The organism is Aeribacillus sp. FSL K6-1121 (assembly GCF_038003725.1).
GTDB classification, from domain to species: Bacteria; Bacillota; Bacilli; order Bacillales; family Aeribacillaceae; genus Aeribacillus; species Aeribacillus composti.
Genome location: NZ_JBBOPS010000001.1, coordinates 1,035,577 through 1,054,302, shown reverse-complemented (window position 1 = coordinate 1,054,302; position 18,726 = coordinate 1,035,577). Strand labels below are relative to the sequence as shown.

Annotated in this window: 14 protein-coding genes; all 14 read right to left on the bottom strand. The window is 37.2% G+C overall.

Going from position 1 to position 18,726, the window contains the following annotated elements; genetic code table 11:
* Positions 1-154: 154 nt before the first annotated feature.
* Positions 155-1,582 (bottom strand): aldehyde dehydrogenase family protein, encoded by a 1,428-nt coding sequence (locus NSQ61_RS05345; protein WP_144598094.1) that lies wholly within the window; start codon positions 1,580-1,582, stop codon positions 155-157.
* A 204-nt stretch (positions 1,583-1,786) separates the two neighbouring features.
* Complete coding sequence (locus tag NSQ61_RS05340) at positions 1,787-2,740, bottom strand: transketolase family protein (RefSeq protein ID WP_144598093.1); 954 nt, start codon at positions 2,738-2,740, stop codon at positions 1,787-1,789.
* Positions 2,737-3,594: a transketolase gene (locus NSQ61_RS05335; RefSeq protein ID WP_144598092.1), complete on the bottom strand. Its 858-nt coding sequence runs from the start codon at positions 3,592-3,594 to the stop codon at positions 2,737-2,739. Before NSQ61_RS05335 ends, NSQ61_RS05340 begins: the two co-directional genes overlap by 4 nt.
* 98 nt (positions 3,595-3,692) lie before the next feature.
* A complete protein-coding gene (iolG, locus tag NSQ61_RS05330) occupies positions 3,693-4,706 on the bottom strand; it encodes an inositol 2-dehydrogenase (protein WP_340806205.1) in 1,014 nt (337 codons plus the stop codon).
* A gap of 547 nt (positions 4,707-5,253) precedes the next feature.
* Positions 5,254-6,444 carry a sugar ABC transporter permease gene (locus NSQ61_RS05325; protein WP_144598090.1) on the bottom strand — a complete coding sequence of 397 codons (1,191 nt, stop codon included), beginning with the start codon at positions 6,442-6,444 and terminating at the stop codon, positions 5,254-5,256.
* A 4-nt stretch (positions 6,445-6,448) separates the two neighbouring features.
* Positions 6,449-7,963: a xylose ABC transporter ATP-binding protein gene (locus tag NSQ61_RS05320; RefSeq protein ID WP_144598089.1), complete on the bottom strand. Its 1,515-nt coding sequence runs from the start codon at positions 7,961-7,963 to the stop codon at positions 6,449-6,451.
* Between the two features lie 76 nt (positions 7,964-8,039).
* Positions 8,040-9,119, bottom strand: coding sequence for a sugar ABC transporter substrate-binding protein (locus NSQ61_RS05315; RefSeq protein ID WP_144598088.1), 1,080 nt, complete (start codon positions 9,117-9,119; stop codon positions 8,040-8,042).
* A gap of 42 nt (positions 9,120-9,161) precedes the next feature.
* Positions 9,162-9,989, bottom strand: a complete 828-nt coding sequence (locus NSQ61_RS05310) for a sugar phosphate isomerase/epimerase family protein (RefSeq protein ID WP_144598087.1) — start codon at positions 9,987-9,989, stop codon at positions 9,162-9,164.
* Between the two features lie 74 nt (positions 9,990-10,063).
* A complete protein-coding gene (locus NSQ61_RS05305) occupies positions 10,064-11,086 on the bottom strand; it encodes a Gfo/Idh/MocA family oxidoreductase (protein ID WP_144598086.1) in 1,023 nt (340 codons plus the stop codon).
* A 478-nt stretch (positions 11,087-11,564) separates the two neighbouring features.
* On the bottom strand, positions 11,565-12,473 hold the full coding sequence (gene iolE / locus NSQ61_RS05300) for a myo-inosose-2 dehydratase (protein ID WP_144598085.1): 909 nt from the start codon (positions 12,471-12,473) through the stop codon (positions 11,565-11,567).
* Positions 12,474-12,531: 58 nt separating this feature from the next.
* Entirely contained in the window at positions 12,532-13,338 is an 807-nt protein-coding gene (gene iolB / locus NSQ61_RS05295) for a 5-deoxy-glucuronate isomerase (protein WP_340806199.1), read from the bottom strand.
* A 143-nt stretch (positions 13,339-13,481) separates the two neighbouring features.
* The gene (iolD, locus tag NSQ61_RS05290) at positions 13,482-15,347 is read right to left on the bottom strand and encodes a 3D-(3,5/4)-trihydroxycyclohexane-1,2-dione acylhydrolase (decyclizing) (RefSeq protein WP_144598083.1); all 1,866 of its coding nucleotides are present in this window, start codon (positions 15,345-15,347) and stop codon (positions 13,482-13,484) included.
* A gap of 39 nt (positions 15,348-15,386) precedes the next feature.
* Positions 15,387-16,388, bottom strand: a complete 1,002-nt coding sequence (locus NSQ61_RS05285; protein WP_144598082.1) for a Gfo/Idh/MocA family oxidoreductase — start codon at positions 16,386-16,388, stop codon at positions 15,387-15,389.
* Between the two features lie 86 nt (positions 16,389-16,474).
* Positions 16,475-17,674, bottom strand: a complete 1,200-nt coding sequence (locus NSQ61_RS05280) for a diphosphate--fructose-6-phosphate 1-phosphotransferase (protein ID WP_340806197.1) — start codon at positions 17,672-17,674, stop codon at positions 16,475-16,477.
* Between the last annotated feature and the right edge of the window lie 1,052 nt (positions 17,675-18,726).

The following is an 18,726-nucleotide window of genomic DNA, read 5'->3' as shown; positions in this document are numbered from 1 at the left end:
ATTCTACTCTACAAAAATAGAACTCTTTCTTATAATTTAATTTTATCAAACCTGCAATGTTATCGCTAAATATCTCACCAAATGGATTTAAAATGCATTTTCCATCAATCCATTTGGTGAGATGGGATTTTTTACACAAAAATTTTACATACAATTAGTCTTCTAGATTTACAACAACTGTTACTGTTTCCACAAGATCCTGAATTGCATATGACGGTCCTTCTTTACCATTTCCACTTTCTTTTACACCACCGTAAGGCATTTGGTCTACCCGGTAACAGCAGGTATCATTAATAATTACACCCCCCACCTCTAGTAAGTAAGGAATTTTATAGGACAAATTCAAATCAGATGTGTAAATGCCAGCTTGTAACCCGTATTTCGAATCATTAACAAGTTCAATAGCTTCTTCGATTGTTCTATATGCTGACACTGTAACAACTGGCGCAAATACTTCTTCATCCAATACTTTCATTCCTTTTCTTACATTAGTAATAACAGTTGGATGAAAAATATTCCCTTCTCTTGTGCCACCGATTAAAATTTCAGCTCCACCTTCTTTTGCCTCTCTCACCCACTGCTCAATACGCTTCGCTTCGCTTTCATTAATCATTGGCCCAACGACTGTATCAGGATCTAACGGATCTCCTACTTTTAAAAGAGAAACTTCTTTTAAAAACTTCTCAAGAAACTTTTCTTGAATCGATTCTTGGACAAAAATGCGCTGAACTGAAATACAAATCTGTCCAGCATGAGAAAATGACATTTTGGCAAGTCTCATTGCTGCTTTTCCAACATTGGCATCGCTATGAACAATAGTAGCAGAGTTTGAACCAAGTTCTAATGTAGCTTTTCTTAAGCCAATCGTTTTTCGAATATGCTTACCAACAGCCGGTGAACCTGTAAACGTATAGTGGGCAATCCTCTCATCGCGAAGAAGCTGTTCACCAACTGTACTACCGCTTCCAACAACGCATTGCACGTAACCATTCGGTACCCCTGCTTTTTCTAACAGTTTACATAGTTTAATTGCAGTTGTAGCAGTATCAGATGCCGGTTTAATAATCACTGGGTTTCCAGCTGCGAGTGCAGGAGCAACTTTATGCACGACAAGATTTAACGGAAAGTTAAATGGCGTAATAGCCGCTACTACTCCAACAGGTTTTTTCACTGTATACATGAAACGGCCTGGAACATTATAATTAGGAATAATTTCTCCAACGAGCTTTTTTGTTTCATCTGCCGCTATCTTTAATGTGGATATTGACCGATTGACTTCAACTTTTGCGTCTGTAATCGGTTTGCCACCTTCCTGTGCAATAATCTTTGCAAATTCTTCACTACTCTCAAGTAAAAGCTCAGCTGTACGCATTAACACTGTATATCGGTGCTCTGGTAAAAATAATGTATTTTTATGAGCGTACACTGCGGCTTCAACAGCTTGATCTACTAATCTCTCATCTGCTACACAAACTTCAGAAAAAAGTTCTCCTGTGTATTTATTATATATCTTATGTGTAGTATCTGTTTCTATCCATTTGCCATTAATAAAGAGTTTTTCTTTGACAATGTTCCTCCGCATGTTTTCATCTCCCACCTTTTAAAAAATATTATATTAAATGGAAGTTTAGGAATTTCTAAACTTCCATTTTCAATTTCTAGTATTTAGTTGCAATAAAGAGTTTCACACCCTTCCCATATCATCTACAACCGCATTGTTTATAGACCAAAATATAACGTGACTGCTGAATGGATTAGTTGTAAAACAAAAATTCAACTTATATATTTACTTTCTCTTCAGTGCTTTTTTTACAGCTTCAGCAACATATTTAACAGAAATTTCGTATTTCTCTAATAATTCTTCGTTTGGAGCTGACTCAGCGTTCCGATCTTTTACCCCTACACGAAGCATTGGAACTGGCTTTTCTTCAACAAGCACTTCCGCTACAGCACTTCCAAGACCACCGTAAATGCTATGTTCTTCAGCTGTTACTATCACTCCTGTAGTCTCCGCTGCTCTAATAATTGCTTTTTTATCAAGTGGCTTAATTGTTGGCATATGGATGACAGCCACTGAAATCCCTTCTTCCTCCAGCTTTTCAGCTGCCTCAAGCGAACGACTCGTTTGTGTACCTGTTGAAATAATTGTAATATCTTTTCCTTCTTTTAATGTAACTGCCTTTCCAAGTTCAAAATTGTAATCCTGTGAGAAAATAACTGGATAAGGATCACGTGCAAGACGCATGTATACAGGACCTTTGTATTTGTGGGCAAACTCCATCATCTTCTTTACTTCCACACTATCTGCTGGCGCGAGCACAACCATATTTGCAAGTGAGCGAAAAATGGCAATGTCTTCCAATGCCTGATGTGTTTTCCCTGTCAATCCTGTCAATAGACCACTGTAGGCACCAACCATTTTGACATTTAAACTTGGTTGAGCAATCTGAACTTGAATTTGATCAATTGCCCGTTTAGAAAGAAACGCTGCAAATGTAGTAGCCCATGGCTGTAATCCCGTTGTTGCAAGCCCTGCTGCAACGCTCATCATATTTTGTTCAGCAATACCCATCTGTAAAAATTTTTTTGGATTTTTCATAGCCACTGTATCTACTTTCGTAGAGTTAGCCAAATCCCCATCAAGGACGTAAACAGTTTCATCTTCTATTGACAATTGTAACAATATTTCACCGAACACATCTCTCATTGAAACTTTTTCTGTAGATAATACTCTTTTCATTTCTTAAACCCCATTTCTATTTCTTGAATTGCATCGTTAAATTCTTTACCTGTCAGAACACGTGAATGCCATAAATACTGATTTTCCATAAAGGATACACCTTTTCCTTTTATTGTATTTGAGATAATAATGGTTGGTTTGTCATTTATTTTACGAGCTTCCTTAAAAGCTTTGCTAATTTGTACATGGTCATGCCCATCAATACTAATCACATGCCATCCGAAAGCTTCCCAGCGCTTTTCAGGTTCAAACACAGGTATTTCTCTCCCTCCTCCTTCAGCATTCCAGCCAAACTGCTGCAATTTGTTATAGTCAAGAATACATACAAGATTGTCCAGTTTGTATTTAGATGCCACATCTGCGGCTTCCCATACTTGACCTTCCTGTGATTCTCCATCACCAATCATACAGTAAGTAACGAAGTCTTTCTTCTGAAGTTTCGCTCCAAGTGCCATTCCAACTGCTGCTGAAATTCCTTGACCAAGAGAACCAGTTGACATATCAATACCTGGTAAAGCATTCATATCAGGGTGTGCCTGCAATCGAGAATTAAGAGCATCAAATGTTTTTAATTCTTCTATCGGAAAGTATCCTCTCATTGCTAACACAGTATAAAGTCCAACTGCTGCATGTCCTTTTGATAGAACAAAACGATCACGATCTTCTGCTTTCGGATTTTGTGGATCAATGTTCATTTCATTAAAATACAGATTAACCAAGACATCAACCGCTGACAATGGCCCTCCAATGTGACCAGCACCTGCATGGAATACTGTTTCAATGATAAGGCGTCGTGCTTCAATTGACTTTTCCTTCAAATAAGCCAAGTTTTCTTTAGAAAGTGTTTGATTCACTTTATATTCCTCCTTAAACTTGCTTTTAATAAATAGGTTAAGCGCTTTACCTTATACCTGAAAAAAATAAGATAAAGCAGTAAGTCTATGCCATCTTTTTAAATTTTTATATATTCTATTTTTACGGGCTTACCTGTTTTTAGAGACTCCTGTGCAGCTCTAGCAATTAATTCTGCTTGTAAACCGTCATTTCCGGTACAACAGAGTGGTTTATTGTGTAAAATAGAGTCAATAAATGCATATGTTTCCCGAATATAGGCCTCTTTATAACGCTCCAAGAAAAAGTACTTTAACTTATCTTTATATACCCCTTCCTCTGTGCTTATCTCGACGTTGGTCAGATGGTCATTTTCCGCCATAATGCTACCTTTCGATCCAAACACCTCAACACGCTGATCATATCCATATACAGCCTTACGACTGTTATCAATCACTCCGATTGCCCCGTTTGCAAACTTCAAAGTAATCACAGCAGTATCAATATCTTCCGCATCACCGATAGCTGGATCAATTAAATTAGCTCCTTGAACATATACTTCTGTCACTTCACTTCCCGTCACATAACGAGCCATATCGAAATCGTGGATTGACATATCAAAGAACAAACCTCCTGAACTTTTAATATACTCTATTGGAGGAGGTTCAGGATCGCGGGATGTGATTTTTACAATATGCACTTCTCCGATAAGCCCGTTTTTTACTACTTCTTGAATTTTTACAAAATTACGATCAAAACGACGGTTAAAGCCGACCTGTAGCTTTACGCCTGCTTTTTCCACAGCTTCTAGAGCAGCTTTCGTTTCCTGAATCGAAAAGCTGATTGGCTTTTCACAAAAAATGTGTTTACCCACTTCTGCAGCTCTTCGAATAATCGGTACATGTGTATCAGTCGGTGAACAAATAAAAATAGCATCAATTTCATCATCATTTAAAATATCTTCATAATTCGTTGCCACATTTTCAACACCAATTTGACATGCCCAATCTTTTACACTATCGACAAAAAGATCAGAGATTGTTTTAATTCTCACTTGTGGTATATGAATAATATTTTCAGCATGTAGACGTCCAATTCTTCCAGCTCCAATAATTCCAATTGTTAACTTTTTCAAATAATTTCACCTACCCTTGGTTAAGCGCTTTCCTTAATTTCTTATTATAATACAAATCCTTGACTTTTTAAAGCTTTTTATTGTACTTTTTCACTTTAATATTTAAGATGGTGTTGTAAAATTAAAGTGAAAACTAAAATTTATGCATAAGTATACAAAGTTACATATGCAACAAATATCAATTAAATCCATACGATCGTGATGGTTCCAGACTATTACTATCCGGTTGATTAAAGACCCGTTCGATGATGCTTCGAAAGCTGAATAACCACTTCCCAAATTTTGATCAGTAATGGGCAAGGGTGATCTTCATGTCACATAAGAGGTTCCAAAGAAAGTTGATCGATGTATCGAAATAATACATCTAAAATAGGATCCATTTCTCCAGTTAGTGCATATTCGATCATAGAATTGGAAATCATGATAGCATCCACCCCTTGGGTGTTTATCTTTTGGTCGCTGTATATGATTTCCAAAGCGGTGTTTTTTATATGTGCATTTATGCATCCATTATGCGTTTTACAACACGATAATTTAATACAAAATCCTATGCTTTCTTTTTACTGTATATATCAAACCATACTGCAAAAATCAAAATTGAGCCCTTCACAATATATTGCCAAAAAGCATCCATATCAAGCAGGCTCATTCCGTTATCTAAGCTTGCCATGATTAAAGCACCTAAAATTGCACCATATACTTTTCCTTTCCCCCCCATTAAACTTGTTCCACCAATAACAGCCGCTGCAATGGCATCTAATTCCATCATTGTTCCCGCTGCAGGAGAACCAGCGTTTAACCTCGCAGACAAAATGATTCCCGCAATAGCAGCCATTAGTCCATTTAAAGCAAAAACAATCAAAACAATTTTCTTTACTGAGATACCCGAAAAAATAGCAGCTTGTAAGTTCCCGCCTATTGCATATACACTTCTTCCGAATGTTGTTTTATCCGCTAAGAAAGTCAATACAATTACTAAAATCAACATAATGAAAACAGGTACGGGCATGCCTTTATAGGCAACCATAATGTAAACAAAGCCTAAAATCAAAAGACTATAAACCAAAGGTTTAACATAATAAGAGCTTGGTTCCTGTTTTAGATTATATTTAATTCCACTTTTTCTTTTGCGATAAGCTAGGAAGAACATAGATAAAATCACTAGTCCAGCAAAGCTAAATAAGGTTACGTTTGTAATATAAGCCTGACCAAAAACTTTATAACTTTCTCTCATAGGAGCAATAGTGACTCCCTTTGTAATCCCTAATAATATTCCTTTAAGAACCATCATTCCACCTAACGTAACAATAAAGGCAGGTACATTTAAATAGGCAGTTATAAAACCTTGAATAGCTCCTATTGCCAACCCGATTAAGAGGACAGTAATAATAGTTAGTCCAGTGCCCCACCCCTTCCAAACCATTAATGCTGCAGCAATTCCTCCTATTAAACCTACTAGTGAACCCACAGACAAATCTATGTGGCCAGTCACAATGACCAAGACCATTCCTGCTCCTAAAATAGCAACAACAGCCATTTGCATAGTTAAATTAGATATATTGCGTGCTGAAAGAAATATCCCGTCAGTTAATATAGCAAACATGGCCCATATAAGTATTAGACCAATGATCATGGCATATGCTCTTACATTAGTAGAAAAAAAGTTTTTTGGATTAAAATTCTTTTTATTGTTGTTCACTTCATTGAGCTCTAAACTTTTATTGAGTTTTCCTTCCATACTTTTAGACCCCTCCTGTAGCATAATACATTATTTTTTCTTGGGTTGCTTCTTGAATAGGGAGATCAGCCCTCAATTTACCTTCATAAATAACTAAAACTCGATCACTAATCCCCAGAACTTCTTCAAGCTCAGAAGAAATTATAATTACTGTAACACCCTCATCCACTAGCTGATTAATAAGTTCATATATTTCAAATTTAGCACCAATATCAATTCCACGAGTAGGCTCATCTAAAATAAGGACTTTTGGTTTTGTTAATAGCCACTTTCCCAGTACAACTTTTTGCTGATTTCCACCACTAAGGTTATTTACAGCTTCTTCAATATTAGATGTTTTTATATTTAAATCACGAACATAACGAAGAGTGTACGAATTTTCCTCATCTTCTTTAATAATAAAATTGAAAAAATTTCTTAAACTAGCCATTGAAATATTTTCTTTGACAGTCATATTTAAAACAAGTCCGGTTCCTTTTCTATCTTCCGGAACAAGAGCGATTCCATTTTGGATGGCATCTATTGGTTGGCGAATATTTATTTTTTTTTCATCTATATAAAACTCTCCTTCCCTTTTTCCAGGGAAAACTCCAAAAATTGCGGAAACCATCTCTGTCCTGCCTGCTCCCATTAAACCGGCTATACCCAATATTTCTCCCTTATAAGCCCTAAAACTAATATTATCAATAACTTTTCTTGATTGAATTTCAGGATCGTAAACAGTCAAGTTCTTTACTTCAAAACTACAATCCTTTCTCTCCCTCTTTTTACGTGGATATAGTTTATCGAGCTTCCTCCCCACCATCATATAAATAAGTTCACTCTTGGTAATTTCATTAATATCCTTTGAACCAATGTATTGCCCATCTCGTATAGCGGAAACAGTATCAGCGATACTTAGGACTTCATCAAGCTTATGGGAAATATAAATAGATGTAACTCCTTTTGCTTTCAAACGACAAAGGATATTTAACAAAGTATTGCTTTCTTTTTCAGTCAATGCTGAAGTAGGCTCATCAAGTATAAGAATTTTCGCATTCTTGGATAGCGCCTTAGCAATCTCTACTAACTGCTGTTGCCCTATACCAAGATTTTTTACTAATTCTCTGGGATCAATATCTAATCCAAGCTCATTTAAAAGATTTTTAGTTTTAATATACATTTCGTCCTCTTTAATAACACCTGCAATATTCGGCTCGTTTCCTAAAAAAATATTCTCTTGAACAGTTAATTCACCTACTAGTGCAAGTTCTTGATGAATACAGACGATTCCGTTATTTTCCGCGTCACGGATATTACGAAATTGTACCTCTTTTCCATCAAGATAAATTTTTCCCTCATACGTTCCATATGGATAAACGCCGCTGAGAATCTTTATTAGTGTTGATTTCCCAGCTCCATTCTCTCCACACAGTGCATGTATTTCTCCAAATTTAACTCTAAGATTGATATTATCTAATGCTTTTACTCCAGGAAATTTTTTGCAAATATTCTTTAACTCTAATATATACAATCCCATGATCCCACCTTCTTTCCATCACGTTTGTTTTTGGACAAAGGGGATATCTACCAGATAGATACCCCTTTTCATATCATTATTGTTTTGGCCACTCATTCTTCGGGATGTTTTTATAAACATCTTCAATTTTATGGAATCCATCCTTGATTACCGTATCAACTACATTTTCTTTCGTAACGTTGACAACATCAACTACTACACTAGGTACATCCTTAGTTCCATTGTTAACTTTACCGTTTACCATGCTATTCACTTTTTCCTTCTCTCCTTTAGCCAAAGCATATGCCAATTCCATAGCTTTTCGATTCAAAACTTTTATTGGTTTGTAAATTGTCATCGTTTGTTTACCTTCTACAATTCTTTGAACTGCTGCTAAATCAGCGTCTTGTCCTGAAACTCCGACCTTTCCAGCTAATCCTTGAGCTTCTAATGCTTGTACTGCTCCTCCAGCTGTATTATCGTTTGAAGCAAGAACTGCTACTACATTGTTATTTGCTGCAGTAAGCCCATTTTCGGTATGTTTTAATGCTTCTTCAGGACTCCACCCTTTACACCACTGTTGTGTAACGATCTTAATATCCCCTTTCTGAATTAGAGGTTTTAATACCTTCTCTTGCCCTTCTTTAAGTAGATACGCATTAAAATCCTCCGGCCCACCTAAAAGCCAAATATAATTCCCTTTCGGATACTTTTGTACAAGCCCTTGAGCTTGCAACTCTCCTACTTTTACCGTATCAAATGTAACATAGTAATCTAAATCACCGTTTCGAACCAGTCGGTCATATGCAATCACTGGAACCCCCGCTCTATGTGCTATATCTACGACAGCTCCAGCCGATTCTGAATCCTGCGCAGATATAATCAAAACATCAATTCCTTGTGTAACCATATTTTCCACTTGCTTAACCTGCTTAGATGCATCTTCCTCTGCAGACTGAACTACTAGTTCAAAATTATGTTCTTTTGCGAATTTCTTTGCCATTTCAATTTCCCGCTGCCATCTTTCTTCCTTAATTGTTCCGAGTGAAAATCCAACCACTATTTTATTATCATTACTTGTTTTCCCTCCTTGAGTACTCTCTTGCTGGACACATCCAATTAAAAGAACAGCAATAACCAGCAACATAACTGATAGATTTATCATCTTTTTTTTCATAAGCCTCTTCCCCCATTTCCCTTTATAAGGTTGTAATTTGATTTATCCATTTGAATACAAAACTTGTGTCTTTAAAATAGAAATATCTCTCCTTAATAACTCTATTGGATCATCTCCTTCTAAAGATAAAGGTCTTAGATCATAGTAATTTTCTAGCAGAATCCACCCACTATAATTTTTATCTCTTAATACTTCCATCGTTTCAAAAAAACCAGAATCTCCTTCACCCAAAAGGGCACCGCTCATATGTCCATCTCTACCATCTTTCACGTGGATTTCACAAATATAAGGAAAAAGCTCTTCTACCATACTTGCCACATTATAATTTCTTCTTAAGTGATAATTTTGGGTATCGAAGTATAATCTAAGGTTCGGTTTATTAACTAAATTGAAAAGTTGCTTTGTTTCCTCTATAGACAGCAGATTTTCAGTTGCGATTATTATATTTTTCTTCTCGGCTTCCTCACATGCCATTTTTAAACAGTTTACAACCCTTTGAAAATCCCGATCCGTTTTAATTTCCCCATCTTCAAAACTAGGAAGCATAACAATTGGAATATTCATAGCCTCTGCAGCTGAAATGGCTTTCAAAATTGCCTCTACTGCAATTTCCTTTTCCATAGTGCCGTCTTTCCTAGTCATCCCGTGTCTATCTAACTCTCTAACTGCCAAAGATGTAATAGTAATATTATATTTTTTGGCATATTCTACATACGCTTTTTGGATCGATGGTCTAGACAAAGGAAATCCGCGCTCATAACTTCCGATATCTAACTGAATTCCTTCCAAACCTAGTTCTGATGCCATCTTCAAAGCATACGGCCCATCTATTGGGCAAGACCAATGGCATACGCCTAGTTTTACATTCATTTTAAATCACCCTTTTTTGGTAAAATTTTACCATATTTTAACAATTTTGTTTTATCTTAAAAAGCCCCCCTCTTTCATATGGCTATTTTTTTTAAATAAACCGTTTTTCCAGTTTTAAATGATCGTGTTGCTGCTACAGCGATTTCCAAAGCTAATTTTCCATCAATTTCGGTACATACTGGTTTTTCACCTTTTTGCAAGCACTCAATAAAATGAATCATTTCTAACCAATATGCATCTTCAAATCGTGTCGGAAAATCCTGAACTAAATCGTGATAACTTCCTTTTTTCGTAAACAATTTCACATCATTGAGCCTCATGGAACCAATTTGGATCGCGCCTTCTGTCCCAACTACTTCTCCGCGAATATCATATGCATAAGGAGCGATTCTCATTGTTTCAATATCTCCAGTAGCCCCTGAATCAAAAGTCAAGTAAGATAGTGCTTGATCCACGTCATTATATTTTTCCATAAATTTGTTTGAATCTAATAGAATGCTCCCTGTTGATGTAACAGAACTCACTTCTTGATTCATTAAATAACGCGCTATATCGTAATCATGAATAGCAACGTCGAGAAAAATGCCTCCACTATGTTTTATAAATTCTTCAGGAGGGACGTTTCCATCTCTGCTTACCCCTTTAAAGTAAATAGGTTCTCCAATATCCCCGGCCTCAATCCTTCTTTTGGCTTCAGCATATGCTGGGTCGAATCTCCTCATAAAGCCCACTTGGCAAATAACTTTATGCTCATTAATAATTTGAATCACTTCATCTGCTTCAGCTAACTCCTGAGTAATTGGCTTTTCCACAAAGATATGCTTCCCATTTCTTGCAGCACGCTTAATCATATCCGCATGAGTGCTAGTTGGAGTGACAATCACCACTGCATCAATATTGTCGTCTTCGAACACCCCATCGGGATTACAAGACCACTTCCTTACCCCCAACTCTTTAGCGACTTGCTCAGCTCTTCCTTCTAGCGGATCGACAACGCTTACAAGTTCGGCACCTTTCACTTTTGAAGCAAGATTTTCAGCATGCTTATATCCAAGTCTCCCCAATCCTAATACTGCACAACGTATTGTTTTTTCCATGATTACCCCATCCTCTCGATACTGTTTTCGGATAAGCACTTAATTAAAAGGCATCATTATTTATAATTTAGGATGACAAAACTCTGTTAATCCAACAATAACAATAAAGCTTATATTTATTTTTTATCCAATAGGTAAAGCGCTTACCCAATGTAATTTATTCTAATTTTAGCTAAAGAACTTCAAGGGTCAAAGTATTTTTTTTATTTTTATGAAAATAGATATTATTATAAAAATTACAACAATTTATTTCGAGTGTTTCCCATTCATATCATATTCCGTACCGTCTGTTTGAGCATTCCTAAACTTTGTAGTTCCCAGATTCTGTCCTTGGAACACTCCCACTCTTCCATAGATGCATTCAAAGCTTTCGTTAGATCCCTCTATCTAGTTCTTTGAATACATCAGGTCGTTAAATCATGTTTCTCAACTATTTCTCACTAATATCCGCTTTGTCGACAAACCGAAATAATATTATCTATCTCTTTAAATTTCTAATAATATCTTCTATATAACTTTTTGATTTTTTTGCATATTCATATGGATTATATTGTAAAGGATCTTGTTCCCCTTCTATTAAAACCCAATCGCTATAACCTCGTTCTAGTAAAATTTTAATAATTGGCACAAAATCAAGACAACCGTCTCCGGGAACTGTAAAAAGACCGCTTCTAATACATTTTCTAATGCTGTATTTTTCTTCTCTTGCTTTATCCAAAACATCTTGTCTCACATCTTTTAAGTGGATATATTTAATCCGATCGTAATATTTTTCCAATAGCTGAACAGGATCATTTCCTCCGTAATAGGCATGCCCTGTATCATAGAGAAGAAACACTGTTTCGGGATCGCTCATTTCCATTAGACGCTCGATTTCTTCAGGTCTTTCTACTACTGTACCGGCATGGTGATGATAAACTAAATACATCCCATTCTCACGGCAAATTTCACCCGCTTTATTCAATCCCTCAATCATGTATTTCCACCCATCATCATCCAACCACTCAACATATGTTTCATCCTGTCCACGACGCGGATCCTGGTTAAGCATAGATCCTCCGATCTCCGCTGTACTCACAACTTTACAGCCGAATTGCTTGAGAAACTCAACATGTTTGCGATACGCCTTTAATTCACTTTCATGCTGGTTTGGATCAGAAAAAAAGACGGATTTCCACTGTGTTGTTAGCTGAAGGTCATAATGTTCCAATGCTGTTCTAAGCTCATTTACATTTTTAGGAAACTTACGACTCATTTCTGTCCCTTCAAAACCAAGTGATGATATTTCCTCCATAACCTGTTCATACGTATAAAAATCTCCATGCTCAAGTACATCTTCGCCCACCCAGTTGATTGGGTGAATCCCGAGATGAAAAGGAAGATTCATATTATGCATCCCTCCCTATCTATTTGAAATTTTTACTTACAACTCAACATACCATGTTTTATTTCATTAACCATTCATGATCTTTATCATTTGTAAAACACCATTTTCTAATTGGACCAGCCATTACATTTAAGTAATACAATTCATATCCAGGTGGCGCTGAAACAGGATGATAGCCTTTTGGAACGAGTACAACTTGCCCATCTCGAACAACAATTGTTTCATCGAGTGAACGATCATCTGTATATACGCGATGAAGGGCAAATCCGCGATCTGCAGGATTGATTTTATAATAATATGTTTCTTCTAAATATGTTTCATGAGGCATATTGTCTTGATCATGCTTATGAGGCGGATAGCTTGACCAATTCCCTTGTGGTGTGAAAACTTCAATCACAAATAGACTATGTGCAGGCTTGTTTTCTGGCAAAATATTGTGTATCTCTCTCTCCATGTTACCGTAACCACGCGTTACGACTTCGACGTCTTCCGGCTTAATCAGCCGGGCTTCATAGTCTCCGCCACCAGGAGAGAGACAGACGGCGATTTCGAGTTCGGTGAGCGCCTCGATCTTTATCTGATCATCATGAGGAACATATACGGTATATGCAGGTATTTTTTCAAATACACTCATTCTTTTTCCAATGTTATCCCAATGTTTAGATTTGGTTTCAGCGTTTGCAAGTCCAGAGAGAATGACAACAGCCATTTCGTTTCTCCCTGTCTCTTTTTCAAACATCTGTCCCTTTTTCAAATGATAAACTTCAAAGCCAACATATTTCCAACCTGCTGATTCAGGTGTGATTGTAATTGCATTACCGTCTTGAGTCGCTTGTGTTTTTGGTGTTACTAGAAGCTTTGACATTTTATTTCTCCTCCTGACATATATTAAATATTAAAATTTTGAGGAGGAAGGGAATCGGTATTCATGGAGCACTGTATCTTTGGTGATATAAAACCCTTCCTCAACATCAACAGTTTCAGGGACAAACAGATATTTTTAGGTGCTTAATATTTTCTTGCTTGCTCTAATTTTGCTTGCATATTTTCATAAGCCTCTTGCACTTTTTCGCTATTGGACACTTCGGCAACCCCAAGTCTCCACCATGATTCATATCCCGTTGTAGACGTGCCAGGTAAAACTTTAACATCGATCAATGTGGATACCGTTTCTTTTCTTGCCTTCTCAAGCGCCTCTTTTAATTCATCAATCGTACGGGCAGTATACCCTTTGGCCCCTAAGCTTCTAGCGTTTGCGGCATAGTCGATTTGTAAATAATCTCCTGATAAAACGTTTTCTTCTTCAGAGCGATAGCGAAATTCATTTCCAAATCCGTCGCTTCCATGTGCGACTTGTAAGTTGTGAATGCATTGGTATCCATTATTATCGACCAATATAATGTTAATTTTCTTCTTTTCTTGTAAGCTTGTGACTAATTCCGAATGCAACATTAAATAGCTTCCGTCACCAACAAGGGCATAGACTTCTTTATCTGGTTCCGCTATTTTAATTCCTAGCGCACCAGCCACTTCATATCCCATACACGAGAAACCATACTCCATATGATATGTTTTTGGTTGAGTGCTTCTCCATAAACGGTGTAAATCTCCAGGCATACTTCCCGCAGCACATACAATGATATCGCTTTCATCAATGAACCGGTTAATTTCGCCGAGAACTTGAGTTTGTGACAAGCCATTCTCGCGTTCATCCTCATAAAGTCTATCTACTTCCTGATTCCACTTTTCTTTCAACTCTTGTAATTTGGCTGTATCATGGCTGCTTCGATAATTAATTTTCTTTAACTCTTCTGTTAGCAGTTCAAGCGCGACTTTAGCATCAGCCACTAACATGTGTGCATCCATCTTCATGGCATCAAATGTGCTTACGTTAATATTCAGAAACTCCACTTCTGGGTTCTGGAATGCTGTTTTAGATGATGTCGAAAAATCGGTTAATCTTGTTCCTAAACAAATAACCAAATCTGCTTCTTTAGCCAAGATATTAGAAGCCAGCGACCCTGTGGCGCCGATACTGCCCATATTCATTGGATGCTTCCATGAAAGCGCGCTTTTTCCTGCTTGTGTCTCTCCCACCGGTATATTGAACGTTTCACTAAAAGAAGCCAGCACTTCTGTAGCCAATGAATAATGTACGCCCCCACCAGCAATAATAATAGGCTTTTTCTTTTCAGAAATGAGCTTAACCGCACGCTGTACTGCTGCTTTTGAAGGAATTTTTCGTTCGATATGATGCACTCTTTTCTTAAAAAAGTCTACTGGATAGTCATAAGCTTCTGCTTGAACGTCCTGCGGCAACGCCAATGTCACAGCGCCTGTTTCCTCAGGATCGGTCAGTACACGCATAGCGTTTAATGCAGCAGTCATTAGTTGTTCTGGCCGGGAAATACGATCCCAATATTTACTAACCGGCTTAAAAGCATCGTTTGCTGATACCGTATAATCAGTCGGATCTTCTATTTGCTGTAGAACTGGATCAGGCTGTCGGCTAGCAAAAATATCTCCTGGAAGCAAGAGTACAGGAATTCTATTGACCGTTGCAGTTGCAGCTGCCGTCACCATATTTAACGCTCCAGGTCCAATCGACGATGTGCAAGCAAAAATTTGTAGTCGGTTTTTTTGCTTTGCATAAGCAGTTGCCGCGTGCACCATACCTTGTTCATTTTTTCCTTGCAAATATACTAGATCCCCCGGCTGTCTTTCAAGCGCTTCTCCGAGTCCCGTCACATTACCGTGGCCAAAAATACCGAATACGCCTTTCACAAATTTAATTTCTTTTCCGTCAAACTCAACATACTGATTGTCTAAAAACTTCAAAAGCGCTTGTGCCATAGTCAAACGGATCGTTTCCATTTTTCCCTCTCCTTTACAAATTATTTTCTATAAAAATTTTTACAGATATACAATTTCCTTCTTTTTAAACGATTCAGTCGCAGCTACCGCAATTTCCAACGCTATTTTCCCATCTATTTCATCTACAGATGGCTTAACATCATTTCGGACGCAATCAATAAAATGCTCAAGTTCTAGTAAAAAGGCACCTTGAAATTTAGTCTGAAAATCTGGAATATTATCATGATAACTCTTGTTCTTGGTCATAATAATATTATGGTGATGTTGTATCGACCCAATTTGAATCACTCCTTCTGTGCCAACGACCTCCCCTCTAACATCGTAGCCAAATGTAGAATTTCGGCTTCCTTCCACATTAGCTGCCGCCCCTTTCTTAAAGGTTATAAATGTCATGGCTTGATCAACATCATTGTATTTTTCCATAAATGGATGAACAAGTACTCGACCGAATGATTGAACGGATTTCACTTCATCTCCAAGCAAAAAACGAGCAATATCATATTCGTGAATACACAAATCAAGAAAAATACCACCACTTGTTTTAATATAATCTTCAGGGGGGGAACCAGGATCTCGACTCACCCCTTTAAAATAAATAGGCTCTCCTATATCCCCTCGGACAATTCTTCTTTTCGCTTCTGCATAACAAGGATCAAATCGTCTCATGAACCCTACTTGACAATAGACGTTATTTTCAGCAATCGCTTTAATCACCTCATCAGCTTCTTCCAAAGTTTCTGTTAACGGCTTATCTACAAAAATGTGCTTTTTGCTCCGTGCTGCTTGAATAATTAATTCAGCATGAGTCTTCGTTGGACTTACAATGATTACAGCATCAATCAGTGGATTATCGAATACTTCTTGGGGATCGTTCGTCCAGCATTGAACACCTAACTCACGTGCAACTTTTTCTGCCCTTTCTTTCCTAGAAGCAACAATTGTGACAACTTCTGCTCCTCGGATGCAGGTCGCAGCATTTTTCGCATGAACAAACCCCAGCCTGCCTACACCGATGACGGCACAACGAACTTTTTCTTTCAAATTTCCCCAACTCCTTTTATATACTTCGAGAAACTTTTTTATAATTAGTTATTAAAACTAAATGTAAAGCGCTTACCTTTTGCCGCCTAAATAATTCGCTTATAAGCTGGTAGACCATTTTCTATCGGAATGAGCATCTCCCCTTGAATGACCGGATGTACATATTCTTTAAACTTTTCGGTCATTGTATGTTTTTGAGAATCATACCATTCTTGTGGTACAAATCGCTCTTTCCCTGCTGTTTCTTCAAGCGGAACTGCTTCATAAGATACCTGGTAGTTGTCTGTATTCATATTTCGTTTAATGCCAATCATGACTCCTGTATATCCTTCAACGGCATATAACCAAGCTTCTTTTCCTATTTTGTACGCTTCATCTACATCTGCCTTCGAAGCAAGAGCAATACTGCTCCGTTGCCAAATGCTTAAAGCGATAGAACGTGTGTCAATACCTATATGTTCTTCGATCTTCTCTTTCAAAAAAGAAGAAATACCGCCGAGTTTTGGTCTTCCTAAAATATCATATTCTATATCTTGTTGTATCAATTGACCATCTTCATTACGTAGGCCCTCTGCTACTACTAATACTGTATTTCTTTTTTCATCACAAGCCTTAGAGATTCTACTTAAACAATCACTCAAATGAAACGGAACTTCTGGAATATAAATGAGGAGCTGGTCGTTATCAGTAGACACTTCAGCCAAAGCACAGGCACCAGCAAGCCAGCCAGTATGTCTTCCCATCGTTTCGATAATCGTTACCCTGCGACTTTCTGGATAGCTGGCCATGTCCATTTTCACATCAAGAACTGAAGTGACTAGAAACTTAGCTGCACTACCATATCCCGGAGAATGATCAGTCCCTAGTAAATCATTATCTATCGAATTCGGAATCCCAATAACAACCATTTCGAATCCAGCTGCTTTTGCGAATTCATTCATTATTTTCGCCACATTCATCGAACCGTTACCACCGATACAAAAGAAATATCTAATATTATTTCTTTTAAAAATTTTAATAATATTTTCAAAATCATCAGGAGTTAATTTGTAACGCCACGTACCTAATGCAGCCCCCGGCGTACATCGAAGCCGGTAACGATCTTGAATAGACAAGTTATTTAGTGTAATAAACGACTCATTCAGCAGTCCATGAATCCCGCCTATAGCACCATATATTTTGCCGGTAAACGAAGAACTCAAGATTTCATCGATAATACCGACCATTGAATTATTAATAACGGCAGTAGGACCTCCTGATTGAAGAATTAAACAATTCCCATACATTTATCGCATCCTCTCTGCATTGTGCCTTAAGTATTAACAGCTCCTTTACATCTAAACCATCTACATTTAATAAATTAAGTTAAGCGCTTTACTAAAAGTGCAAAGTAGAATTACAATCCACCATAGTTGAAAGAACGCTAATTATCTTGCATAAATTATAATTTAAATTATTTGAAAAATCAATATTTTTTATTTTATCCAATTTTGAATAACAAATTTAGTTAAGCGCTTTACCAAAAGTGTAAAATAGAATTACTACTTATCATCATCCAAATAACGGCACTTTTGTGTCTAAATTATAATTTAAGTTCATCTAAGGAGTCAATATTTTTTTGTAATTTTATTTAAATTAATAAATTACAGTATATTTATTATATTGCTATCTTCAAAAAGTAAACGAAGGTATCCTTATGCCACTCGTAACTAGTTTTTATTGAAATCAGCGGCACTCCTTGTTGGACTTCGTAATAAATAAACTCTAATGAGATCATGAATCTTTCTCGACCTCATACTCGCAAGACCGGTTGAAAAATCACTTGAATGTTCTGTCATGCAATAGATATACGTAAATTGCACGATGGTCCAATATCGCTGATGCCTTACTCATGATGGATTCGATATCGATCGAAATCTAATGTTTCTTTCGTTTGCTGAACGTAGCTTTCGATCGACCAGCGTTTCGCATAGTATTCAAGAATAGCCTGATCGCTCAGTTTTTGTGTCTGTACTTAAAAAACAACGCAAATGCTCGCATGTCATCGGTTGATCGGTTTTCCAACAAAACAATACCACCGCATTTGGAATGTCGTTCAATGCCCCTTCGTAGCGATACACTCGATACGTTTCCCCTCCCACGGTCACGGTGGGTATCGGAAACATTGATGTAAAGGGCAAATTCTTTGGCGGATGGACGAATTCCTTTTGAATACATGATTTGGTTGGTTTTCAGTACTGCGATGACATGGGCCTTCTTTCGTTAGGCACACTTCAATGAGCGATTTCGATGTATACTAAGAATCTAACAGAACATAGACACGATGGTTCCACCCATG

Bases quoted from the DNA above. Each gene is read 5' to 3' on its own strand.
- NSQ61_RS05345 (WP_144598094.1), bottom strand. From the start codon at position 1,582: ATGCGGAGGAACATTGTCAAAGAAAAACTCTTTATTAATGGCAAATGG.
- NSQ61_RS05340 (WP_144598093.1), bottom strand. From the start codon at position 2,740: ATGAAAAGAGTATTATCTACAGAAAAAGTTTCAATGAGAGATGTGTTC.
- NSQ61_RS05325 (WP_144598090.1), bottom strand. From the start codon at position 6,444: ATGGAAGGAAAACTCAATAAAAGTTTAGAGCTCAATGAAGTGAACAAC.
- NSQ61_RS05320 (WP_144598089.1), bottom strand. From the start codon at position 7,963: ATGGGATTGTATATATTAGAGTTAAAGAATATTTGCAAAAAATTTCCT.
- NSQ61_RS05315 (WP_144598088.1), bottom strand. From the start codon at position 9,119: ATGAAAAAAAAGATGATAAATCTATCAGTTATGTTGCTGGTTATTGCT.
- NSQ61_RS05310 (WP_144598087.1), bottom strand. From the start codon at position 9,989: ATGAATGTAAAACTAGGCGTATGCCATTGGTCTTGCCCAATAGATGGG.
- NSQ61_RS05305 (WP_144598086.1), bottom strand. From the start codon at position 11,086: ATGGAAAAAACAATACGTTGTGCAGTATTAGGATTGGGGAGACTTGGA.
- iolE (WP_144598085.1), bottom strand. From the start codon at position 12,473: ATGAATCTTCCTTTTCATCTCGGGATTCACCCAATCAACTGGGTGGGC.
- iolB (WP_340806199.1), bottom strand. From the start codon at position 13,338: ATGTCAAAGCTTCTAGTAACACCAAAAACACAAGCGACTCAAGACGGT.
- iolD (WP_144598083.1), bottom strand. From the start codon at position 15,347: ATGGAAACGATCCGTTTGACTATGGCACAAGCGCTTTTGAAGTTTTTA.
- NSQ61_RS05280 (WP_340806197.1), bottom strand. From the start codon at position 17,674: ATGTATGGGAATTGTTTAATTCTTCAATCAGGAGGTCCTACTGCCGTT.